Below are 22,001 nucleotides of genomic sequence, written 5' to 3'. Positions count from 1 at the left end.
CGGGCCCCGTCAGGGCCGCGCGGCCAGCACCACCAGCCCCGCCACCGGCGCGCCACTCTCATGGCGCAGAGTGTCCGGAGCGAGGCGCAGGACGGTCAGCCCCGCGGCGCTCAGAGCGTCCCGCACATGACCCTCCGTATGGGCGTAGCGGCCGTGCGGGCTGACCCGCCAGGGCGCCCCGCCCTCCTCCAGCCGCTCCACCGTGAAGGCCAGCCGCCCACCGGGACGCAGCGCCGCGGCGGCCCGCGCCAGCACCCCGTCCAGCGCGCCGAAGTAGCACAGCACGTCGGCGGCCACGATCAGATCGAAGGCCGCCGGGCGCTCCGCCAGGAAAGCGCCGAGTTCCGCCTCCTCCAATGCGTCGTACAGGCCGCGGGCGGCGGCGCGCTCCAGCATGCCCGGCGACAGGTCCACCCCGACCAGACGGCGGGCCGGGCCGCGCAGGAAGGGGCCGCACAGGCCGGTGCCACAACCGGCGTCCAGCACGTCCAGCGTCCCGTCCGCCGCGATCCCGGCGTCGGCCAGCGCCTCGGCGAGCAGCGTCGGGGCGCGGTAGCCCAGTTCGCCCAGCAGCTTGTCGTCGAACTCCCCGGCGAACAGGTCGAACACCTGCCGGACATAGGCGTCGGACGCCCGTTCGCCGGCGTCCAGGCCGGCGATGGCGGCGCCGATGTGGCGGGCCATCGGATGGTCGGGATGATCGCGCAGCCACAGCCGGGCGAACCACGCCGCCTCCTCGTGCCGTCCCTCCTCGTGAAGCAGGTAGAGGGCGCCGGACAGGTTGTCGTGCGCCTCGTCCCAGTCGGGCCGCAAGGCCAGCGCGCGGCGGTAGGCCATGGCGGACTCGGTCAGCCGGTCGCCCTCGCGCAGCAGGTTGGCCAGGTTGTTGAAGGCTTCCGCGTAGGCCGGCTCCTCGACCAGCGCCCGGCGGAAATGCCGCTCGGCCGGCGCCGCGTCGCCCGCCGCCTTCAGGGCCGAGGCCAGATTGTAATGGACCAGCGGATGGTCGAGACCGCAGGCCAGCGCCTCGCGGTAGGCGGCAACCGCCTCCTCGGCGCGGCCAAGCGCGCGCAGCACGTTGCCCAGGTTGTTGTGCGCCTCCGCGAAGCGCGGGTTCAGCGCCAGCGTCCGGCGATAGGCGGCCTCCGCCTCCGCGGCCAGCCCGTCCGAGGCCAGGGCGTTGGCGTCCGCGTAGAGGCGCATGGCCTGAGCGGCCAGACCGCCCAGCCTCCCCGCGCCCCGGGCGAGCAGGCCCGGACGCGGCGACGGGGAACGGGGCGGATCGCTCGGCTCGGACACGGAACGGCTCCTGTTTGGGGTGAGGGCTAACAGCATCTTTACCGGGAACCGGTGAACATGGCACTCCCTTCCGGCAACAGACCGGCGGCAGCAGGCCGGCGGAAGGCCCCCGCCCCGGGGCCGGATCGGGCAGACGGAAAAGGCGACCCCCATGAACCAGCCCCCCGACCAGGCTTCGCCGACGACGCCCGAAGAGGTCGCCGCCCGGCTCGGCGACGCCGTCGCCCACCATCGGGCGGGGCGGCTGGCCGACGCGGAGCGCGACTACCGCGCCGTCCTGGTGGCCGACCCGCATCACCCCGACGCGCTGCATCTGCTGGGCGTGCTGGCGCTCCAGGCCGGTCATCCCGGCCCCGCCGTCGCGCTGATCGAGGAAGCCATCCGGCAGGCCGGCGGCGTCGCCGACTACCACGACAATCTGGGAAGCGCGCTCGCCGCGCTGAACCGTCACGCCGAGGCGGCGGACGCGCACCGCATGGCCGCCGCCCTGAATCCCCTGTCGGCCCAGCCGCGCCACAATCTGGGCAACGCCTTCCAGGCGCAGGCACTGCCGGGATTGGCGGCGCTGGCCTTCACCGCGGCGGTGGAGATTGAGCCCGGCTACGCCAAAGCCTGGTTCAATCTCGGCAACGCGCTGCGCGCCCAGAACCGCCTGGATGACGCCCTGCACGCCTTCGCCCGCGCCGCGGTGCTGGCCCCCGCGATGGTCGAGGCCCACACCAATCTCAGCGACGCGCTGAGCGCCGCCGGGCGGCTGGACGAGGCGCTGGCCCAGGCCCGCGCCGCGCTGCGGCTGCGGCCCGATGACCCGAAGGCCCATCACACTCTCGGCACAGCCCTGCAGCGCAAGGGCGCCTACGAGGGCGCGGAGATCGCCTACCGCGAGGCGCTGAAGCGCGCGCCGGACAACCCGGTGACGTTGAACGATTTGGGCGGCGTTCTCCTGAAGCTGGGACTCCCCGCCCAGGCCGAGCGGTGCTTCCGCAAGGTGCTCAGCCGGAACCCGCACGCCGTCGAAGCCATCCACAACCTCGGCAACGCGCTTCGGGCGCAGGGGCAGTTCACCAAGGCGGAAGCCTGCTACGAGGAGGCGCTGGCCCACGATCCGAACCTTGCCAGCGCCAGCGACAACCTCGCCGTCATCGCCCTTCTGCACGGACGGCTGGAGCGCGGCTGGGAGGGCTATGAACGGCGCTTCGCCGCCGGCCGGGTTCTGCCCGACCGGCGGATCGATGCGCCGCGCTGGCGGGGCGAGGGGCTGCGCCGGCGCCGTCTGATGATCTGGCGGGAACAGGGAATCGGGGACGAGATCCTGTTCGCCTCCTGCTACGGCGATGTGATCGCCTGGGGCGGTGGGCCGGTGACCATCGAGACCGACCCACGGCTGGTCAGCCTGTTCGCCCGTTCCTTCCCGCGCGCGACGGTGCGGGCGGAAACGCTGGACGCCGAAGGGCGGGAGACGGTGGTTCCCCCGGATGCCGACCTCCAGATACCGGCGGGCAGCCTGCCGGGCCTGTTGCGGGGAGCGCTGGACTCCTTCGACCAGTTCGCTCCCTGGCTGAAACCCGATCCGGCCCGCACCGCCCTGTGGCGGGAGCGGCTGGACGCGCTGGGGCCGGGCCTGAAGGTCGGCATCGCATGGCGCAGCCATCTGGCGACTCCCGAGCACAAGGCCGCCTACACCACGCTCGACCAGTGGGGGCCGCTGTTCGCCGTTCCGGGGGTGGTGTTCGTCAATCTGCAGTATGGGGATTGCGCGGCGGAGATCGCGGCGGCGGAGGCGCGCTTCGGCGTGACCATCCACCGTTGGGACGATCTGGACCTGAGGGACGATTTCGAAGGCGCGGCGGCGCTGACCGCCAATCTGGACCTCGTCATCACCCCGGCGACGGCGGCAGGCGAACTGGCCGGCGCTCTGGGCGTTCCGGTGTGGCGCTTCGGGCACCGCGACTGGACGCAGCTCGGCACCGGTGTCCGCCCCTGGTTCCCGACGATGCGCCTGTTCCAACCGCGCCCCGGCGAATCCTTCGACGACGTGCTGGCGGGCATGGCGCGCCGCCTCGCCGCGATGCGGCCCGCTCCCGAGCTTGCGGCCGCTCCGCCTCCACCGCCGGCGCCTTCCGCCGATCCGGATGCCCTGCTGAACGACGCCATCGCCCTGCACCGCTCCGGGCGGCTGGACGACGCCATGGCGGCCTACCGCGCCATCCTCGATCTGGTGCCACGGCACAGCGACGCGCTTCACCTTCTCGGCCTGACCGAGCATCAGGTCGGCCATCACGCGCAGGCGGAGGCACACATCGCAGCCGCGCTCCGGATCGATCCGGATTTCCCCGCGGCCTGGAACCATCTGGGCCTCGTCCGGCAAGCCCTGGACCGCCCGGGCCAAGCCCTCGCCTGTTTCGGCCGCGCCATCGCGCTGCGCCCGGACTTCCCCGAGGCGATGACCCACATGGGGCTGAGCATGAACGGGCCGGACCGGCTGGCCGAGGCCAAGCGCTGGCACCGCCGGTCCATCCGTCTCGCTCCGGCCAACCCGGCGGCCCACACCAACCTGGGTTTCGCCTGCGAGGTCGAGGGACGCTTCGAAGACGCCGCGCGCCATTACCGGCGCGCGCTGACCCTGCGGCCGGACTCCGCCGACACCCTGAACAACCTGGGCACCCTCGCCAAGATGGCGGATCGGCCCGCCCTCTGCCGGCACTTCCTCGATCGCGCCCTGCGGGTGGCCCCCGGGCTGGCGCTCGCCGCCTGGAACGTCGGGCTGCTGGCCCTGGCGGACGGCGACCTCGTCACCGGCTGGGCCGGCTACGGGCGGCGTTTCTCCGCCCGCCAGCTTCAGCGGGCGCGCCGCATCGCGCTGCCCGTCTGGAATGGGGAGCCTCTGCGCGGGCGCCGCCTGCTGGTCTGGCCTGAACAGGGATTGGGCGACGAAATCCTCTTCGCCTCCGTTTTTGGTGACCTGAAGGACAGCGGCGGCACCGTGGTTCTGGAATGCGACCCGCGCCTGGTGTCCATCTACGCCCGCGCCTTCCCTTGGGCCGTTGTCCGGGCGGAGTCCGTCACCGCCGATGGACGGGAGCGGTTCGACCCGCCGGACTGCGATCTGCAGATCGCCGCCGGCTCCCTTCCCGCTCTGCGGCGAGACCGGATTGAGCGTTTCCCAGCCCGCCCGTTCTTCCTGTCCCCCGATGCGGAGCGGGCCGTTTTCTGGCGGCAGCGGGTGGACGCGCTCGGCCCCGGCCTGAAGGTGGGCATCAGTTGGCGCAGCCAGATCGTCACGGCGCACCGCGAAGGCGCCTACACCCGGATCACCGACTGGCTGCCGATTTTGGAGGTGCCGGGCGTTCGCGTCGTCAACCTGCAATACGGGGACTGCTCCGCCGAACTGGCTTCCATTGAGCCGGATGGCGTGCGGCGTGTCCATCGCTGGGACGATCTGGACCTGAAGAACGATTTGGAGGGGGTGGCGGCCCTGATGGCGGCGCTCGACCTCGTCATCCTGCCCGCCACCGCCGCCGGTGAGTTGGCGGGCGCCCTGGGGGTTCCGGTCTGGCGGTTGGGGGGCCGCGATTGGACCTGGATGGGCACCGGGGTACGGCCCTGGTTCCCCACCCAAAGGCTGATCGCCCCACACACCGACGAGACCTCCGCCGACGTGGTCCGCCGGATCGCCCGGATGCTGGCCCGGATGGCGCCAAAACCTATCTCCGACGGGGTATGACCACGAAAGAAAGGACAAACTTTCGGTATAATCCCGCAACGAACCGCACAAGGTGGGCCTATGCGGCGAATTGTCCTACTCCACATCGTAAGGGGCGGTCACCCCCCGTCTTTGGAGTACTAGGACAAAAGTTTGGGGTTGTTTGGCGGCACGGATGGGTGAACACTATGGTTTCCGGCCTGCCGGACTTGGCAGGAGCCGGTTCGATCTGACGGAGAGCAGCCCATGCACACTGATGCTCGCCTATCTTCCCTGCAGGAAAAGCACCTGCGTCTCGACCGCGCCATCCTCGACGAGGAAAAGCGTTCGTGGCCTGACGAAAGTGCCATCAAGCGGATGAAGCTTGAGAAGCTCCACCTCAAGGAAGAAATTGATCGCTTGGCCAGAACCAGTCACAGGGTGAATTAACACCCTTCCGGATCGATCCGATTCGCAAAGTCGGGGGCGGCGGACGGTTCGCTCCCGGCTTTCTTTATGAGCCCGGCTCTTTTACGGCGGGATTCGCGACGACCGGCGCGGCGGCGGGACGAAGCCCGGCCAGACGGCGCGCGATCATCGGCAAGGCGCCCGAGGCCGGCTCCCCCGGCGGCGCCGGGATCAGCGCCATGGTCGGGAACCAGGGCCGGACACCGGTGCCGAGCGCCGTCCAATCCCCCCGCGGGCCGAACCGCCAGACCGGGACGCCCAGCGCCCCCGCCAGCTCCCCCACCGAACTCGCCGGCGTGATGACGAGGTCGAGCGCGGTCATCAGCGCCGCCACGCCGTCCAGGTCGTCCTTGAGGTCGAGATCGCCCCAGCGGTGGATGGTCACGCCAAACCGGCGCTCCGCCTCGGCGATCTCGCTGGCGCAGTCGCCGTATTGCAGGGTGACGAAGACCACGCCGGGCAGCGCGAAGACCGGCCCCCAGGCGTCGAGCGGGGCGTAGGCCCCGCGGCGCTCCGCGGTCATCAGCCCGCTGCGCCACGCGATCCCCACCTTCAGCCCGGGGCCGAGAGCGTCCACCCGCTGCCGCCAGCGGGCGGCCCGCTCCGGGTCGGCGGTCAGAAAGGACGGGCGCGAGGGAAAGCGGTCGAAGCGAGGCCGCAACCAGCGCGGCAACGATCCCATGGCGACGTGACGGTCGATTCCGGCGCAGGGCGCTTCCGGGTCCGCCGGGGCCGGACGCCACTCCGCACGGGGAAAGGACCGCGCGAACAGCGGCACCAGCCGCCGGTCGCACTCCACCACCACGGCGGCGGCCCGCGCGATCAGCTCGTCCAGGCAACCGGCGAACAGGATCTCGTCGCCGATCCCCTGCTCCGCCCAGACCAGCAGGCGCAGGCCGGCGGGGTCTTCCCCCGACCAGACCGGCACGGGGAGGGCACGGGCGGCGCCCGACAGCTCACGGGCACGGAAGCGGGCGTCATAGCCGGCCCAGCCCACCTCCAGCCGGCCGCGGGCGAGATCCAACAGACCGAGGTTGAAGGCCGCCGCCGGGTGCCCCGGCTCCACCGCCAGGGCGCGGAGGCACCAGCGCTCCGCCGCCGCGGTCTCGCCCCGGTCGCGCAGCAGCCGTCCCAGATTGGCCAGCGCATCCACCGTCATCGGCTCCAGGGCCAACGCGCGGGCCAGCGCCCGCCGCGCCTCGTCCAGCCGTCCCGCCCGGCGCAGCACCACCCCCAGATTCAGCCAGCCGTCCGCGCGGTCCGGGGCCAGGCGCAGGGCGTGGCGGTGGCGCTCCTCGGCCGCCCCCAACGCGCCGAGCCGGGTCAGCACGGTGCCCCAGTTGTCGTGCGCCTCCGCCAGCGCCGGGTCGGCCAGGGTCGCCCGGCGGTGGGCCTCGGCGGCGGCGGGCCGATCGTGCGCCGCCTCCAACGCGTTGCCGAGATTGGTCAGGGCCGCGGCGGCGGCGGGTTGCAGGGCGAGCGCCAGACGGAAGCGGCGCACCGCCTCCGGCGCACGGCCGAGCGCCAGCAGCACGCTTCCCAAACTCGACTGGGCGGCGCCGTAAGCGGGCAGAACGTCCAGCGCACGGGCGATGCGCGCCGCCCCCGCGGCGGAATCGCCGGACTGGTGCGCCAGCAAACCCGACAGGTGGAGCGCGACCGGGTGGTCCGCCCGCACCGCCAGCACACGCTCGTACAGGGGGGCCGCCTCGGCCAGCCGCCCGTCCCGGTGATGGGCGGCGGCGGTTTCCAGCAGCGCGTCCGGATCGTCCGGAGCACCTTGCTGCGAGGCGCCGGGCGGCGGTCCGTCGTCCGCGGGCATGAGCCGGCGCAGCGTGGTCGCCATCCGGCTCATGACGGCGTCCAGCCCCTCGCCGGGGCGCGGCTGGAACAGGCGCATCGTCGGGAACCAGGGGCGGACACCGGTGCCGAGCTGCGTCCAGTCGCGGTGCCCGAAGCGCCACACCGGCACGCCCAGGGCGCCGGCCAACTCGCCGGAGGAGACGGCGGGCGTGAGGACGAGGTCCAGATTGGCGGTCAGCGCCGCCGCGCTTTCGAAATCGTCCCTCAGGTCCAGATCGTCCCAGCGGTGGATGGTCACGCCGAAGCGCGCCTCCGCCGCCGCGATCTCCGCCGCGCAGTCGCCATACTGCAGATTGACGAACACCACCCCCGGAACGGCGAACAGCGGCGCGAAGGCGTCCAGCGTGACGTAGGCGAACCGGCGCTCCCCATCCATGACCTGGCTGCGCCACGCGATGCCGACCTTCAAGCCCGTCCCCAGAGCGGCCAGCCGGTCCCGCCAGCGGGCCAGCCGTCCGGGATCGGGGACCAGCCAGGGCTGGGCGGGGAACCGCTTCCGGTCGGCCCGCAGCAGCCGCGGCAACGACGCCGCGGCGATCTGAACATCCACATCCCGCGGCTCGACGGTCGGCGGACGGACCGTCGCGCCGGGGAAGGAGCGCGCGAAGAGCGACACCAGGCGGCGGTCGCATTCGACCACGACATGACCGGCGCGGCGCAGCAGATCGGGATAGCAGGATGCGAAGAGGATCTCGTCGCCCACCCCCTGTTCCCGCCAGACCAGCAGACGGGCGGACGCGATGTTCTCGCCGCGCCAGGGTCTTGCCGCGAAGCGCCGTTTCTGGTTGCGGAACTGGGGGGTCCCGAACCGCCACTCGTGGTCTGCCCATCCCGAGCGGAGTTCCCCCTGCTCAAGGAGAAGGAGCGAGAGGTTGTAATGGGCGGTCGCCAGCGCCGGATCGAACCGGATGGCTTCGCGGTAGGCGGCGATGGCCTCGGCCGGGCGCTGCCGCCGCGCCCAATGCATGGCGAGGTTCGCCTGCGCCTCCGCCATCTCCGGCGCGCGGTCGACGGCCCGGCGGTGGCAGGCGAGCGCCTCCTCGACGCGGCCGAGCCGGTCGAGCGCGCTGCCCCGGTGGCTCCAGGCGGCGGCGGCGTCCGGTGCGGTCGCGGTGGCGCGGCGCAGCAGCCGTTCCGCCTCCGCGGGCTGATCGGTGCGCAGATGGAAGGCGCCGAGATTCACCAGCGCCTCCACCTCCGACGGCGCCAGCGCGAGCGCCCGCCGGTGGCTCCGCTCCGCTCCCTCGCGGTCCTCCCGCTCGGCGAGCAGGTGTCCCAGATGAGCGTGCGCCAGGCCGAGCTGGGGACGGACGCGAAGGGCGCGCCGTGCGCAGGCCTCCGCCTCGCCCCCCTCGCCCCTCCCACGCAGCAGGGCGGTGCGGTTGAGCCAATGCTCCGCCGCGTCCGGACGAAGCAGAACGGCGTTGCATTGGGCCGCGAGAGCGGAATCGTGCCGTCCCAGCGCTTGGCAGGCGTCGGCCAAGGCGGCGTGCGCGGCGGCGTTGCCGGGATCGGCCTTCACCGCAAGGGCCAGCACCGCCGCCGCGCCGTCGGCATCGCCCTGGCGAAACCGCAGAATCCCCAGAAGGTGAAGAGCGGTGGGATGGTCCCGCACGGTGTCCAGCGCCGCCCGGCACCGGTCTTCCGCCTCCGTCAACGCCCCGGAGCGGTAGCGGGCGATGGCCTCGCTGATCAGCGGCGCGACATCCGCCGGCGCTACGGGAGCCGCAGGGGCCACGGATGGACGGCTCGCCCCGGCCTCGACCGGTGGTGCCAGATCGCGCAGGGTCCGGGCAATGCGCGTCATCACGGTTTCCAGCGTCTCGCCGGGGCGGGGCTGGAACAGCCGCATCGTCGAATACCAGGGGCGGATTCCGGTGCCCAGTTGGGTCCAGTCGCGGGCGCCGATGCGCCAAGCGGGCACACCCAGGGCTCCAGCCAGTTCGCCGGTGGATACGGCGGGCGCGATCACCAGATCGAGCGAGGCGGTCAGTGCCGCCGCGCCCTCGAAGTCATCCTTGAGATTCAGATCGTCCCAGCGGTGGATGGGCACGCCGAAACGCGCCTCCGCCGCGGCGATCTCCGCCGCGCAGTCGCCGTATTGAAGATTGACGAAGACCACGCCGGGAGTCGCGAACAGGGGCGCGAACGCCTCCAGAGTGATGTAGGCGGACTTTCGCTCGGTCGTCATCAGTTGGCTGCGCCAAGCGATACCGATCTTCAGGGCAGGCCCCAGGGCGGCCAGCCGCTCCCGCCACACCGCGAGGCGTTCCGGGTCGGGGATCAGCCAGGGACCGCCCGGAAAGCCCGCCACGTCCCGACGCAGAAAGCGCGGCAGAGCGCCCGCGGCGATGTGGGCGTCGCAATCCGCCGGGACCAGCGTCTCCGTTCCGTCGGCGGCGGTGGTTTCCCCCCGGACGGTGGCCCAGGGAAAGGAACGGCGGAACAGGCTGACCAGCCGACGGTCGCACTCCAGGATGACTTGGCCGATCCGGCCCGCCGCCACGCGATCCGCCAGGGCGGGATAGCAGGAGGCGAACATGATCTCGTCCCCCACCCCCTGCTCGCGCCAGACCAGAAGGCGAGCGACGGCCGCACCGTCATCCCGCCAGAGCGGCGCCGCGATCGCGCGCTCCGGATGCTCCTTGGCTTTGAACCGGTCCTGGTAGGCCTCCCAGCCTTCCCGCAAATTGCCCGTCGCGAGGCAGACCAGAGCGAAATTCAGCCGTGCCGCGGGCAGCGCCGGGGCGATGCGCAGGGCGCGGCGCAGGGCTTGCTCCGCTTCCGCCACGCGCATCGATTGCCATTGCAGCATGCCGAGGTTGGCATAGGCCTCCGCGTGCGCGGCGTCGATGGACAGGGCGCGCCGATGCGCGGCCTCCGCCTCCTGATTCCGTCCCAGCACATTCAGGGCAAGCCCCATCGTGGTCAGCGCGACGGCGCTCCGCGGCGCCAGACGCACCGCGCGCTGGTGCAGGCGCAGCGCGCCCTGCCAGTCGTCCCAATCCTTGATGACGTTGCCGAGGTTCGTGTAGCTGTCCGGATAGTCCGGCTGAACGACCAGCGCCCGGCGGTACAGCATCGCGGCCTCTCCCCCCCGGCGCGCGGCGCGGCGGGAATTGCCGAGGTTGTTCAGCGCCTTTCCGTAGTCCGGCTGAATGGTCAGCGCACGCTGGAAGACTCGTGCGGCCTCCTCGGGCCGGTCGATACCGTCGAGGCCGGTGCCGAGGTTGTTGAAGGCCACCGCATCGGTGGGGCGCAACGCGATGCATGTCCGCAGCGCCGCCACCGCGGCGGCATGATCGCCCAGGTCGAGCAGCGCCACGCCCAGATTGTTCCACGCCCCCATGAGCAGAGGGTCACCGGACAGCGCGCCCCGGTAGCGGGCGATCGCCTCCGCCAAGCGCCCGTCCCCCTGAAGCGCGCTGCCCAAATGGAAGAGCAGCCGAGCGTCCCGGCCGTTGTCGGCATCCACCGCCGGGGCCAGAACCGCCGCCGCTTCGGCGAAGTCGCCGCGTTCGTTCAGAAGGGTCCCCAGGTCCCGCGCCACCTCGGGGTCGGTCGGATCGTCGGACAGGGCGCGGCGCAGGCACAATTCGGCGTCGGCATGGTTTAGGACGCGCAGCACGAGCGCCAGGCTGCGCCACGCGCCGGCGTGATCCGGCTGCGCCTGGACGACCCGGTAGAAGGCCAGGGCGGCCTCGTCGAGACGGCCGAGGCGCCGATAAAGAATCGCCAGATCGAAGCGGGTCGCCGTGCGTCCGGGATCGGCGCGCAACGCCTCCTCGTAGGCCGCGATGGCGTCGCCGATCCGTTCTTGCCCCTGCAGAAGAAGACCGAGATTGCCGAGGGCCTCGGCATAGCCGTCCTGAAGCGCGATGGCGCGGCGGTAGGCGCGGGCCGCGGCGTCCGGCTGGTCGCGGTCGGCAAGAACATTGCCCAGACTGTTGTAGGCCGGAGCGAAGGACGGATCGGTCTCCAGGGTCGCCCGGAAGCACGCCGCCGCCCGCTCGGGGTGGCCGGCCTGATAGGCGGCGATGCCCAACAAATGACGGGCATCGGCATGGACCGGATCGTCGGACAGGATGCGGCGGTAGAGTTGCGACGCCCCATCCAGGTTTCCCGCCCGGTGCCGGTCGATGGCGTCGGCCAGAAACGCGTCCGCGGATCGGCCGTCCCAACCCTCAACCATTGTGCCGTTCAGCCATTGTGTCGATCAATTATGGTGTCGATCACGGCGCCGGATCGGCCGCCGGGCTTTCCGGCGCCCCTTCGGAGGCGTTGGACGAGGCATCTCCACCCTTGAACATCTTTCGGCAGATTTTCAGCGCGCGATAATAATTGCGGGCCTCCACCAGCCGCTCGATCTCATCGATGTCGTCGCGGCAATCAGGGCGGGCATCGCGCGTCTCGCCCAGTATCGCGGCGAAGCGCTGCAGGTTGAGCACCGCATCCTCTGGGAAAATGTAGATAAGCTGGATGACGAAGTAGAGCTTCTTCTCGATGCAATCAATCTGCTCCTCCTTCAACACCTCGCGTCCGCGAAGGAAATTGGCGGTGTTGTAAAGGAAGAACGAGCCGGGACGGTCACCGGCCCCGATGACCGCACCGTTGATGATGACCTTCTCATTGGGGCGGAGAACGAACTTCAGAGGCATGAAACGGACCCGGTCCTTGTCTCGGCGGCGCGCGGAAGCGGAAAGCGCATGCCGGAAAACGCCGCACCAAATGAAACGGGCGGCGGCTTGCGCCGCCGCCCGCCGGGCGTAATCCTACCCGAACTCCCAGGCTTAGAACAGACGCAGGATCGACTGCTGCGACTGGTTGGCCAGCGAGAGGGCGATGGTGCCGAGCTGCTGACGGGTCTGCAGCATCAGCAGGTTCGCGCCTTCCTCGTTCTGGTCGGCCAGCGTCAGCTTGCTCGCGCCTTCGGTCAGCACGTCGCTGAACTCCTTGGTGAAGTTCTCACGGGTCGTGATGACGTTCAGGTTGGTCGACAGCGTCTGCGAAGACGACCGCAGGGTCTGCTTCGCGTAGTCGATGCTGGCGACCGCCTTGTCGATGTCGGCGCGGTCGGTCCAGTCGTTCTGCGCGTAGTCCAGACGCAGGCCCTGGCCGCTGGTGGTCAGGTTCTGGGCCTTCACCGTGATCGCGTTGGTGTTGCGCTCGTTGAGCTGCACCGTCAGATCGTTCGAGGTGTTGGCGTCGGTCACCTGCACCGAGACCAGGTTGGCCGCCGAGTTGGCTTCCGCCGCCTGCTTGATGCTCTTCTGATCGACGTTGAAGCGCACCGTGCCGGTGTCGAACGCGTAGGCGTTCTCGCCTTCCGCCAGCTTGCCCTCGCCGCGGTTGGCCATGCCGTCGCGGGTCACCGTGGCGCCGCTCAGGTTGCTGACCTGGATCTGGATGTCGACCTTCTTCTCGATGGTCGAGATGCCATTGCCGTTGTTGGCGGCCTGCTCCAGCAGATTGCGGTCCACCGTGAAGGACACGATGGTGCCCGACGCGAAGCTCTCGGAGATGCGCTTGGTGAGGGCGTTGTCGGCGGTGGCCTTGACGGTCATCTCACGGGCGGAGTTGCTCGTCGTCGCGCCTTCCAGCGTGATCGTGCCGGTCGTGCTGACCGTGACGGTCTGGACGTCCTTGCCGCTGAGGCGGCCGTTGGCGCCCAGCGCGCTGTTGATCGACGCCTTCAGCTGGTTGGCGATGTTGACGCGGGCGGTCTGGCCCGTCGCCACGTCGCCGGCGGTGGCGGTGTAGGTGAAGGTCTGGTCTTCGACGGTGATCGTGAAGCTGTCGCCGGCCTCGATCGTGCCGCCCATCGACACCTGGGTGAGCTGCGCGGTGCCCGACTTGGCCGCCTGCGTCGTGTTGGCGGCGATGGTCTGGCTGTTGTCGAAGTAGGTGATCGTGCGCGACTCGTTGCCGTCGGTCACGATGAAGGAGCGCTCACGGCCCTTCGCGCCGCGGACCTCGATCTGCACGTCGGAGAAGCTGCCCGCCGACGTCGACATCGTGCCGGACAGCTTCAGGCCGACCAGGCCGTGGGCCATCTCGGCGCTGTTGATCTCGCCGGCCGCGCCCTCGATGGAGCCGTCGCCCTTGACGCGCACCGTGTAGGTGTCGGTCGACACCACGTTGGTGACGCGGGCGTTCTCGATGCCCTGGATGGTGTTGACGGCGCGGCGCGAATCGCTGGTGGAGTCCAGGCGCAGGCCGTTGCCGGCCAGCAGGTTCTTGCCGCCGTACGCGGAGTCGCCGGCCAGCTTGTCGATCTGTTCCTTCAGCGAGTTGAACTGCGAAGCCAGCGACTTGCGGGTGGCGACGGAGCCGGCGTCGGTGCCCAGAGCGGAGTAGGCGGCGGTGGTCAGGCCGCGCGCCTGCTCGATCATGTCGTCGATCGAGGTCAGGCCCTTGTCGGCGGCCTTGATGGTGCTGATGGCCTGGCCCATCGTGTCCTTCAGCGCGGTCAGGTCGCCGGCGCGCTGGGTCAGGTTCTTCGCGGCGAAGAACGACGTCGGGCCATCGAGCGCCGAGTTGATCTTGTTGCCGGTGGCGAGGATGTTCTGCTTCTTCGCGATCGAGTCTTGGACGCCCTGCAGCTGCAGCAGGTTCGTGCGCATCGACGACGAGAGGGAGATGTCGTTGGTAGCCATGGAGTCACTCCTTTTGGAGATTGTCGATCCGCACGACGGTGCGCGCACGGAGAGGGACTAATTCCCTCGGGCTACCGGTAGGCAAAAAATAGGCCAGATCGAATTTGCCGGGCCGGCGCGGAAAATCCTGCCTCTGGGCAAATCAGGGGTCGGCACTTTTTGCCGGGCTCTCGGCAAAAATTGCCTCCCGCCCGGCACGCTTTGCCGGTTGCGCATCCGGCCCGGCAGAATCTGCCGGGCTTGCAGGGAGCGTGATCACCTCGCAGACGGCGAGCGGTCCGGCGGTCAGCGCGGCACTTCCCCACGACCAGCCGACACCGAACCCCGAGAGCAGAAGGCGCAGCGATCCGCCGCTCAGCGCCTCGTTCAGCTCCGAGGCCAGCGCCAGGGGAATGGACGCCGAACTGGTGTTGCCGAACCCGGCGAGCCCGACCACCGTCTGATCGGGCGTTGCGCCGAGCTTCTGCGCAAGGTGGCGGATCATCTGGGCGTTGGCCTGATGCAGGACCAGACGGTCCACCGTCTCCATCGTCCAGCCGGCCCGTTCCAGCGCGGCGCGGATGTTGCCCGGCACCTCCCGCAGGGTGAAGGCGAAGACCTGGGTGCCGTCCATGAACAGGTGAGCGGGCGCGCCGGGCCGCCGCAGCCCGCCGCCGGGAACGGCGAGATAGGGCGCGCCGGCGCCGTCGCTGCCCAGCGCGAAGACCATGGGCGCCGCCCCCTCCTCCGCCACCAGCGCCGTCGCCGTCGCGGCGTCGCCGAACAGCGGCGCCACGGCGCGGTCGTCGGGGTCGAGCACGCGCGACGTCGTGTCGCCCGCGATCAGGAGCGCGCGCCGCCCACCCGCCGCCTTCAGCATCGCCGACGCCGTCCACAGGCCGTGGACATAGCCCGAGCAGCCGAGCGTCAGGTCGAGCACCGCCGCCCCCTTGCCCAGCCCCAGCCGATGGTGGAGGAGATAGCCCGAGGCTGGCAGGATGTGGTCGTGGGTCTGGGTCACCATGACCAGGAGATCGACGCTGTCCGCCGCCCAGCCCAGCCGGTCGAGCAGGCGCCGCGCCGCCGCCTCGCCCAGGTCGGAGGTGCATTGATGAGGGGGCACGAGGTGGCGGGCCTCGATGCCGGTCGCCTTGGCGATCCGGCGGGCGGCGTCCTCGCCGAACCGCAAGGCCAGATCCTCCACCGTCTCGCGCCGCTCCGGGACGCAGGCGACGATCCCGCTCAGGCCGACGCCCTCGATCACGCTGGCCACCATGGGGCGTCTCCCTCCGTCAGCCGGTGATGCCGCCGTCGACGACGATGGTCTGGCCGGTCACGAAGCCCGCCCCGTCGCCCAGCAGGAAACGGACCACCGGCACCACATCGGCCACCTCGCCGAGCCGGCCCAGCGGCGTGCGCCGGACGATCTGGTCGCGCTGCCCCTCGGCCAGCGTGCCGGACATCTCGGTGGCGAGATAGCCGGGCGCGACCGAATTGACGGTGACCTGGAGCCGCCCGACCTCGCGCGCCAACGCGCGGGTCAGCCCGTCCAGCCCCGCCTTCGACGCCGAATAGGCGGACAGGCCGGTGTAGCCACGCTGCCCGATGATCGAGGAGATGTTGACGATCCGCCCCGGCCCCCGCTTCACCAGCTTGGCGCGCAGGAAGGCGCGGGCGACCTGGATGGCGCCGGTCAGGTTGACCTGGACGACCTCCTCGACGTCGATCTCGGGAAAAGTCGCCAGCACGCCCTCGCGCGCGATGCCGGCGTTGTTCACCAGCCCCCAGAGCGGCGACGCGCCGCCCCACTCCAGGGCGGCGTCCATGAAGGCCCGCACCGCCTCCCCGTCGCCGATGCGGCAGGCTTGCCAGAACAGGTCCGGCCCGGCCAGCCGCTCCAGCGCCTCGCCCGGCGCGCGGCTGCAGGTGGAGACGCGGTAGCCCTCGGCCAGCAGCGCCTCGACGATGCCCAGCCCCAGCCCGCGGCTGCCGCCGGTGACGATGACGTGCCGCTTGCCGCTCATGCCGTTCCCTTCCGCGTCTTCTTGCCCGCCGCCCCCAGCGCGATGCTGCCCGTCATGGTCACCAGACGGGGGCGCGCGGCGGGCGGCAGATCGGCCACGGCGGTGCGGATCGCGGCGCGCAGGGCCGCTTCCTCCACCCCCGGCGCCGGGACCACCAGGGCGGTCAGGATGTGGCCGGTCACCGGGTTGGCCGCGGGCTGGACCAGGGCATCGCGCACGCCCGGCACGTCCAGCAGCACCTGCTCGACCACCTCCGGGGAGACCTTGACCCCGCCGACATTGACCCGCCCGTCGAGCCGCCCGGCGAACAAGGCACGGTCGCCGCGCAGTTCCACGACGTCGCCGGTGGACAGCCAGCCTCCCCCGTGACCGAGCATCGCGCGGGGGCTCTCCACCTCCAGCACGCCGTCGCGCAGGCGCAGGCCCACCCCGTCGATGGCGCCGTCCAGCCAGGCGGCGGGAAAGCCGGCCCTGCCGTCCCCCACCGCGAAGAGGGCCCCGGCCTCGGTCGAGGCGTAGATGTGCCGGATCTTCGCGGCCGGGAAACGCTCCGCCAGCCGGTCGAGCAACGGCTGGTCGGCCACCTCCCCGCCCAGCGTGACGGCCGCCAGCGGCGGCGCCTCGCCGTCGAGCGCCAGCAGGAAGGCGCGCCAGAAGCTGGGAGTCGCGCTGATGTGGGTCACCGCGTGGCGCACGGCGAGGCGCGCCAGCTCCGCCGCTCCGGCGCCGGGCGCCGTCACCAGCGTCGCCCCCGCGGCCAGGGCCGTCAAGATCACCTGGAGCCCGGCGAAGGCCGCCGGCTCGTAGGCCAGCAGCCAGCGCGCGTCCGGATCGGCGGCGCCACGCAGCCGTCCGCGCAGGCGCTGGAAGTCGTGCCGGATCAGCTTCGGCGCGCCGGTGGTGCCGGAGGTCTCCAGCAGCACCGCGAAGCCCGGCCCGTCGGGTGCACGCCCCGTCTCGGCGGGGGCGTCGCGACGCGGCAGATGCAATTCCACACCGGCCCGCTCGGCGGCGACCAGAGCGGCGACCAGAGCGCCGACTGGGGCGCCGACTGGGGCAGCCCTCCCTTGCGGCGGCAGGACCACCCGCCCGCCCGAGGCGCGAAACGCCGTCTCGAAAGCGTCGGCCTGCGCGGATATCTCCGCCCAACCGACGCCGCGCTCCGCCTCGATCAGGCGAAAGCCGGGATGCAGCCAGGAGGGCGGCGGCAGGCTCATGGGGACCCGGCGGGCAGGCCTGAATGGCGATGGGCCGGACGGTAGAGGGCGGCCAGTTCCCCGACCGTGTTGAACTGGACGAAGCCGGCGCGGAAGGGGTCCTGGCCGGTGCGCTGCTCCAGCACCACCAGCAGCGTGGCGAGGTCGAGGGAGTCGATCGGCAAATCCCCGCCGAGGAAGCGCGTGTCCGGGTTGAGCGCCGGCAGGGTCTCCCCCTTGTCGGCGGCGATGCGGGCAAGCTCTTCGGCGATCAGCGCGAACATGGAGTCGGTCATTGGGGGGAATCGGTCATTGGGGATCGCAGGCGGAAAGGAAGTCGCGGAGGGTGGCCGTGACGGGAGTCGCCGCCTCACTATGCGGCAAGTGCCCGGCCTTGTCGAAGAGATGAAGCGGCGCACCGGGAGGCAGCCGCTCGGCCGCCGGCACCGGGATGATGCGGTCCTCGCGCCCCCACAGGAGCTGGATCGGCATCGGGATGGCGGTCCAGTCCACCGGGCCGCGCGACCGGTGCGCCTCCGCGAAGGAGCCGGCGATGATCCGCTCCAGGGCGGCGCGGCGGCGGGGGTCGGCGGCCTGGGCGTGCATCACCTCGCCGACGCGTCCCGCCAGCAGCCAGGGCCGGGCGAACAGGCGCGCGGCACAGTCCCGCCCCTCCTCCACCGTCTCCAGCGCGGCGACCCGCCGCAGGAACTCCAGGTCGAAGTCGGGGCCGAGGCCGGCGCTGGCGACCAGGGACAGGCTCGCCACCCGCTCCGGAGCCAGCCGCGCCAGCTCCAACGCGACGTAACCGCCCATCGAATGGCCGACCGCATGGACCCGCGGAATCTCCAACGCGTTCAGCAGGCGCAGCAGCCAGGGCGCGAAGGCGCCGACCCGCCCGTCCCCGACCTCCAGGGTCGAGGCGCCGTGCCCCGGCAGATCCACCGCCAGCACCCGGCGGTCGGCGGCCAGCGCCGCGGCGTTGAACTGCCAGGTCAGCGAATCCCCGGCGAAGCCGTGCAGCAGAAGGGCCGGAACGCCGCCCCGCCCCATCGACAGATAGGAGGCGGGACCACCCTCGATGTCGGCCCGTCCGCGCCGCGGGGAACGCTCAACCGTCGACGTCACCGGAGCGTCAGGCCGTGACAGCGATGCCGGCCAGACCCAGCAGGTCCTCCACCGTCTTCGCCTTGACGAGCTTCTCGCCCTCCACGACGTGGCCGAGCTTCTCGTCGACCAGCGCGATGAAGCTGATGACGGCCAGCGAGTCCCAGGCGTCGATCGAGTCGAGGTCTTCCGTGCCCGTCAGGGTGCCGGCGTCCAGTTCCAGCATCTCGTCGAGCGCGAGCAGGAAATCCTTGCGGTCCATGGTGGTGTCTCCGTTTCAGTGGAGCGTGTTCTGACGCACGCTGCCGTTCAGGTTGGCCCATTCAGGGTGCTGGCGCAGAACTTTGCAACAATCCTGCCAGCCGAAGTCCGGCTTTTCGGGAAGCAGCGCCCCCAGCAGGCGGCGCACCAGCTCCAGGTCGGCGGCCTCGTCGACGCACCAGCGCTGCTCCAGGACGCTGCCGTCCTCCGGCGCCAGGGGGGCGCCGATGCGGAAACGCTCCGGACGGCGGTAGAGGTGGGCGGTGACGTGCTCGCGCTCCGCCGGCTCGGCGGCCACGGCGGCGGCCGTGTCCAGGGCGGCGCGGGTGAAGACCTCCGCATCCAGGCCGCGCGGGAAGCGGGTGACGTCGAGGCTGAGATAATCCAGCGGCGGCCCGGCTTCCAGGAAGGCGGTCACCACGCGGTCCACCAGCGCCGGGTCGATCAGCGGGCAATCGGCGGTGACCCGCACCACCACGTCGGCGCCGGCCATGGCCGCAGCCCCGGCGAAGCGTCCGAGCACGTCCTGCTCATCACCGCGGAAGACCGGGACGCCGAGTGATCCCGCCAATTCCGCCACCGGGTCGTCGGTGCCGTTCACCGTGGTCGCCAGCACCAGCGCGTCGAGCGTCCGGCAGCGCGCCAGACGGCCCAGATGGTGGACCAGCAACGGTTGCCCCGCCGCCTCCATCAGCACCTTGCCGGGCAGGCGGGTCGAGGTCATGCGGGCCTGCGAGATGCAGACGACGCGCGGCTTGGCCGTGGCAAGGCTCATTTCTCCTCCGGGGCCAGCATGTCCCAGCGCAGCGGTTCGCCGCGCTTCAGGGCGCGGGCGGCGCGGCGGCCGAGCACGGCGGGGAGATGCTTCGGCTCCAGGCCGAAGCCGGGGCGGATGGAGCGGACGCTGGCGCTGCTCAGCGCCTCGCCCGCCCCCACGTCCGCGGTGACGTAGAGGGAGCGGCGGTAGTCGCGGCCGCCCACCTCGCTCGGCTTCACCCCGTAATGGACGCGGCCCAAGGCCGCCCAGGTGGTGCGGACGGACTCGGCCATCGCCTTGAACTCCGCCGGTTCCAGGGAGAAGGCGCTGTCCACCCCGCCGTCGGCGCGGGACAGGGTGAAATGCTTCTCGATGACCACCGCCCCCAGCGCCGCCGCGGCCACCGGCACCGCCGCGCCATGGGTGTGGTCGGACAGGCCGGCGGCGACGCCGAAGGCCTGCGCCAAATGCGGGATGGTGCGCAGGTTGCAGTCCTCGGGCGGGGTCGGATAGCCGCTGACGCAATGGAGCAGCACGAGCGGCGCGGCGCCGACGGCCTCCACCGCCTCGGCAATCTCCCCCAGCGTGGCGAGCCCGGTGGACAGGATCAGCGGCTTGCCCGAGCGGGCGGCGCGGCGGATCAGCGGCAGGTCGTTCAGCTCGAAGGAGGCGATCTTGAAGGCCGGGGCGTCCAGCCGCTCCAGCAGCTCGACCGCCGTGTCGTCGAAGGGGGAGCTGAAGATGGTCAGGCCGATGGCGCGGGCGCGCTCGAACAGCGGGCCGTGCCACTCCCAGGGGGTGTGGGCCTCGCGGTAAAGGTCGTGCAAGGTGCGGCCTTTCCACAGCCCACCCTCTAGCAGGAAGCCCGGCCCGTCATGGTCGATGGTCAGGGTGTCGGCGGTGTAGGTCTGCAGCTTCACGGCGTCGGCGCCGGCCTCCTTGGCGGCGTCGACCAGGGCGAGCGCCCGGTTCAGGTCACCCTTATGGTTGCCCGACATCTCGGCGATCAGATAGGGCGGGTGGCCGGGGCCGATGGGGCGCCCGTTGATGACGACGTCGCGCGGCACGGGATGGGTCTCTCGGTGATGGTCGAGGGTCACTTTGCCACGGAAGCGGCTGGCCGGGCTTCCTTTTGTAACGCAGCCCGCAGAAGATCCCGCGCCTCCTCGCCATAGGCCAGCAGCCGTTCGGCGCAGCGGTGGCGGTCGCCGACGGTCTGGAAGCGGACGCGCGACAGCTCCGCCTGCCGCTCGCGCAGCGCGGGGTCGGCGACCAGGGCGGCGGCGCGCTCCACATAGGCGGCGGCGTCCGGCACGGGGATGCCCGCCCCCGCCACGCTCGCCACGTCGCCCCAGGCCAGCGTGACCACCGGCAGCCCTTCGGCGATGGCGTAGGCGGCGCTGCCGCCGCCGCCCTGGCGGGAGGGGTTGAGGTAGGCGTGGCAGCGCCGGTAGAAGGCGCGGATGTCCTTGAGATGGCCCAGGCTGCGCATCCGCGCCCCGTTGCGCGCCGCCGCCAGCCGGGCCGGCAACTGCTCCACCTCCCCGGCGAAGACGATCGCAGCACCGGGGCAGCGGTCGAGGATGGAATCGGCCAGCGCGAGGAACTCCGCCGTCACCTCCAGATCCAGGCGGGTGCCGACCACCGCGAAGACGAAGGCCGCATCGCCGAGGTCGAGAGCGCCGCCGACCCCCGCCGTGGGGGGCGGGGAGAAGCCCAGCGTGAAGGGCCGGAAGCGCTGCGCGAAGGGGCCGCGGTAGAGCGCCGGCATGGCGTCGGTGTGGTTCCCCTCCTCGTAGCCCAGCACCAGATGGGCCAGCGAGATGGTCATGCCCGACGTGGTGGGCAGGCAGACCACCGGCCGCGCGCCACTCACCGCGAACAGGTCGCCCACCACGTTGGCCCCGCCGAAGGTGACCAGCAGGTCGGGATCGTAGCCGTCGATCGCCCCGACGATGGTGGACAGCTTGTCCTTGGAGAAGGCGCGGTCGGTGAAGGACGCCATTTTCACCTGCCGCCCGAACATCTTCAGCGCGTAGACGCCCTCATAGTCGGCGACCAGTTCCGCGACCATCGGCGGCACGAACAGGCTCTCGGCCCGCAGCGGCATGGTGTTGCAGTTGATGATGGCGACGTCGAGCCCGAAATCGTCCTGGAGCCGGCTGGCGTAGTCGAAGCAGTCGCGCGAGGGCTGGTGCTGGTCGTTGGTGAACTGGTTGGTCAGCACGGCCACGCGGCGGATCGGCCCGTCGCGCGGCACATGGCGCGGCGGAACGACGCCCCAGCGCCGCGCCACCGCCCAGACCAGCTCCTCGTAGAAGCGGAAGAGGTCGCAGGGCCCGAAGGAGGCCAGCTTCTCCGGCGCCGAGGCCGCCAGGAACAGCTGCCGCGCCATGCACCAGTAGGTGTAGTGCATCAACTGCGGCCCGACCCGCTCCCCGCCCAGCAGCAGGTAATGGAGAATCCGCTCGTAGTGGTAGAGGTCGCCGGTGAGCTGGAACAGGACGGAGTGGAGCAGCACCGTCTCTCCGGTCGGCGGGTCGCGGCGCAAGTCCTCGGCGATGGACAGGCGGGCGTCCCGATCCAGCTCGCGGCGCATGCGTTCGCACTGGGCCGTCAGGGCGTTGAGGCGGTCGGCGTTGAACTGGCGCTCGGCCAGCAGGGCCTTCAGCGTGGCGGCCTGGTCCCCGGCGATGTCGGACATGCTGT

Annotated in this window: 15 protein-coding genes; 2 read left to right on the top strand and 13 right to left on the bottom strand. The window is 71.5% G+C overall.

From position 1 onward, the window contains the following. Positions 1-9 precede the first annotated feature (9 nt). On the bottom strand, positions 10-1,299 hold the full coding sequence (locus tag D3869_RS15275) for a tetratricopeptide repeat protein (protein WP_137140858.1): 1,290 nt from the start codon (positions 1,297-1,299) through the stop codon (positions 10-12). Positions 1,300-1,450: 151 nt separating this feature from the next. Here D3869_RS15275 and D3869_RS15270 point away from each other — a divergent pair, with 151 nt between their 5' ends. Next, entirely contained in the window at positions 1,451-5,023 is a 3,573-nt protein-coding gene (locus tag D3869_RS15270; RefSeq protein ID WP_137140857.1) for a tetratricopeptide repeat protein, read from the top strand. Positions 5,024-5,248: 225 nt separating this feature from the next. Next, entirely contained in the window at positions 5,249-5,431 is a 183-nt protein-coding gene (locus D3869_RS15265; RefSeq protein WP_014198642.1) for a YdcH family protein, read from the top strand. 64 nt (positions 5,432-5,495) lie between these two features. Here the strand turns inward: D3869_RS15265 and D3869_RS15260 are convergent, their stop codons facing one another. The 12 genes from D3869_RS15260 to D3869_RS15205 form a co-directional block, all read right to left on the bottom strand. Continuing rightward, a complete protein-coding gene (locus tag D3869_RS15260) occupies positions 5,496-11,504 on the bottom strand; it encodes a tetratricopeptide repeat protein (protein ID WP_137140856.1) in 6,009 nt (2,002 codons plus the stop codon). A gap of 40 nt (positions 11,505-11,544) precedes the next feature. Beyond that, positions 11,545-11,970: a flagellar biosynthesis repressor FlbT gene (locus D3869_RS15255; RefSeq protein WP_137140855.1), complete on the bottom strand. Its 426-nt coding sequence runs from the start codon at positions 11,968-11,970 to the stop codon at positions 11,545-11,547. A gap of 132 nt (positions 11,971-12,102) precedes the next feature. Next, complete coding sequence (locus D3869_RS15250) at positions 12,103-13,968, bottom strand: flagellin (RefSeq protein WP_137140854.1); 1,866 nt, start codon at positions 13,966-13,968, stop codon at positions 12,103-12,105. A 142-nt stretch (positions 13,969-14,110) separates the two neighbouring features. Then, positions 14,111-15,223, bottom strand: coding sequence for a 3-oxoacyl-ACP synthase III family protein (locus tag D3869_RS15245; protein ID WP_137140853.1), 1,113 nt, complete (start codon positions 15,221-15,223; stop codon positions 14,111-14,113). 16 nt (positions 15,224-15,239) lie between these two features. Next, a complete protein-coding gene (locus tag D3869_RS15240) occupies positions 15,240-15,971 on the bottom strand; it encodes an SDR family NAD(P)-dependent oxidoreductase (RefSeq protein ID WP_137140852.1) in 732 nt (243 codons plus the stop codon). Continuing rightward, positions 15,968-17,188 carry an ANL family adenylate-forming protein gene (locus D3869_RS15235; protein WP_137140851.1) on the bottom strand — a complete coding sequence of 407 codons (1,221 nt, stop codon included), beginning with the start codon at positions 17,186-17,188 and terminating at the stop codon, positions 15,968-15,970. Before D3869_RS15235 ends, D3869_RS15240 begins: the two co-directional genes overlap by 4 nt. Continuing rightward, the gene (locus D3869_RS15230) at positions 17,185-17,463 is read right to left on the bottom strand and encodes an acyl carrier protein (protein ID WP_137140850.1); all 279 of its coding nucleotides are present in this window, start codon (positions 17,461-17,463) and stop codon (positions 17,185-17,187) included. Before D3869_RS15230 ends, D3869_RS15235 begins: the two co-directional genes overlap by 4 nt. Before the next feature lie 13 nt (positions 17,464-17,476). Further along, positions 17,477-18,295, bottom strand: coding sequence for an alpha/beta fold hydrolase (locus D3869_RS15225; RefSeq protein WP_137140849.1), 819 nt, complete (start codon positions 18,293-18,295; stop codon positions 17,477-17,479). 7 nt (positions 18,296-18,302) lie between these two features. Beyond that, entirely contained in the window at positions 18,303-18,536 is a 234-nt protein-coding gene (locus D3869_RS15220) for an acyl carrier protein (protein WP_137140848.1), read from the bottom strand. 15 nt (positions 18,537-18,551) lie between these two features. Continuing rightward, positions 18,552-19,310: a cytidylyltransferase domain-containing protein gene (locus D3869_RS15215; protein WP_137140847.1), complete on the bottom strand. Its 759-nt coding sequence runs from the start codon at positions 19,308-19,310 to the stop codon at positions 18,552-18,554. After that, positions 19,307-20,359, bottom strand: coding sequence for a pseudaminic acid synthase (pseI, locus tag D3869_RS15210; protein ID WP_137140846.1), 1,053 nt, complete (start codon positions 20,357-20,359; stop codon positions 19,307-19,309). Before pseI ends, D3869_RS15215 begins: the two co-directional genes overlap by 4 nt. A gap of 29 nt (positions 20,360-20,388) precedes the next feature. Continuing rightward, positions 20,389-21,996 (bottom strand): glycosyltransferase, encoded by a 1,608-nt coding sequence (locus tag D3869_RS15205; RefSeq protein WP_137140845.1) that lies wholly within the window; start codon positions 21,994-21,996, stop codon positions 20,389-20,391. Positions 21,997-22,001 lie beyond the last annotated feature (5 nt).

The organism is Azospirillum brasilense (assembly GCF_005222205.1).
In the GTDB taxonomy this organism is placed as follows: domain Bacteria; phylum Pseudomonadota; class Alphaproteobacteria; order Azospirillales; family Azospirillaceae; genus Azospirillum; species Azospirillum brasilense_G.
Note: the sequence above shows the minus strand (reverse complement) of the source record. Positions and strands in the feature narration are given on the sequence as shown.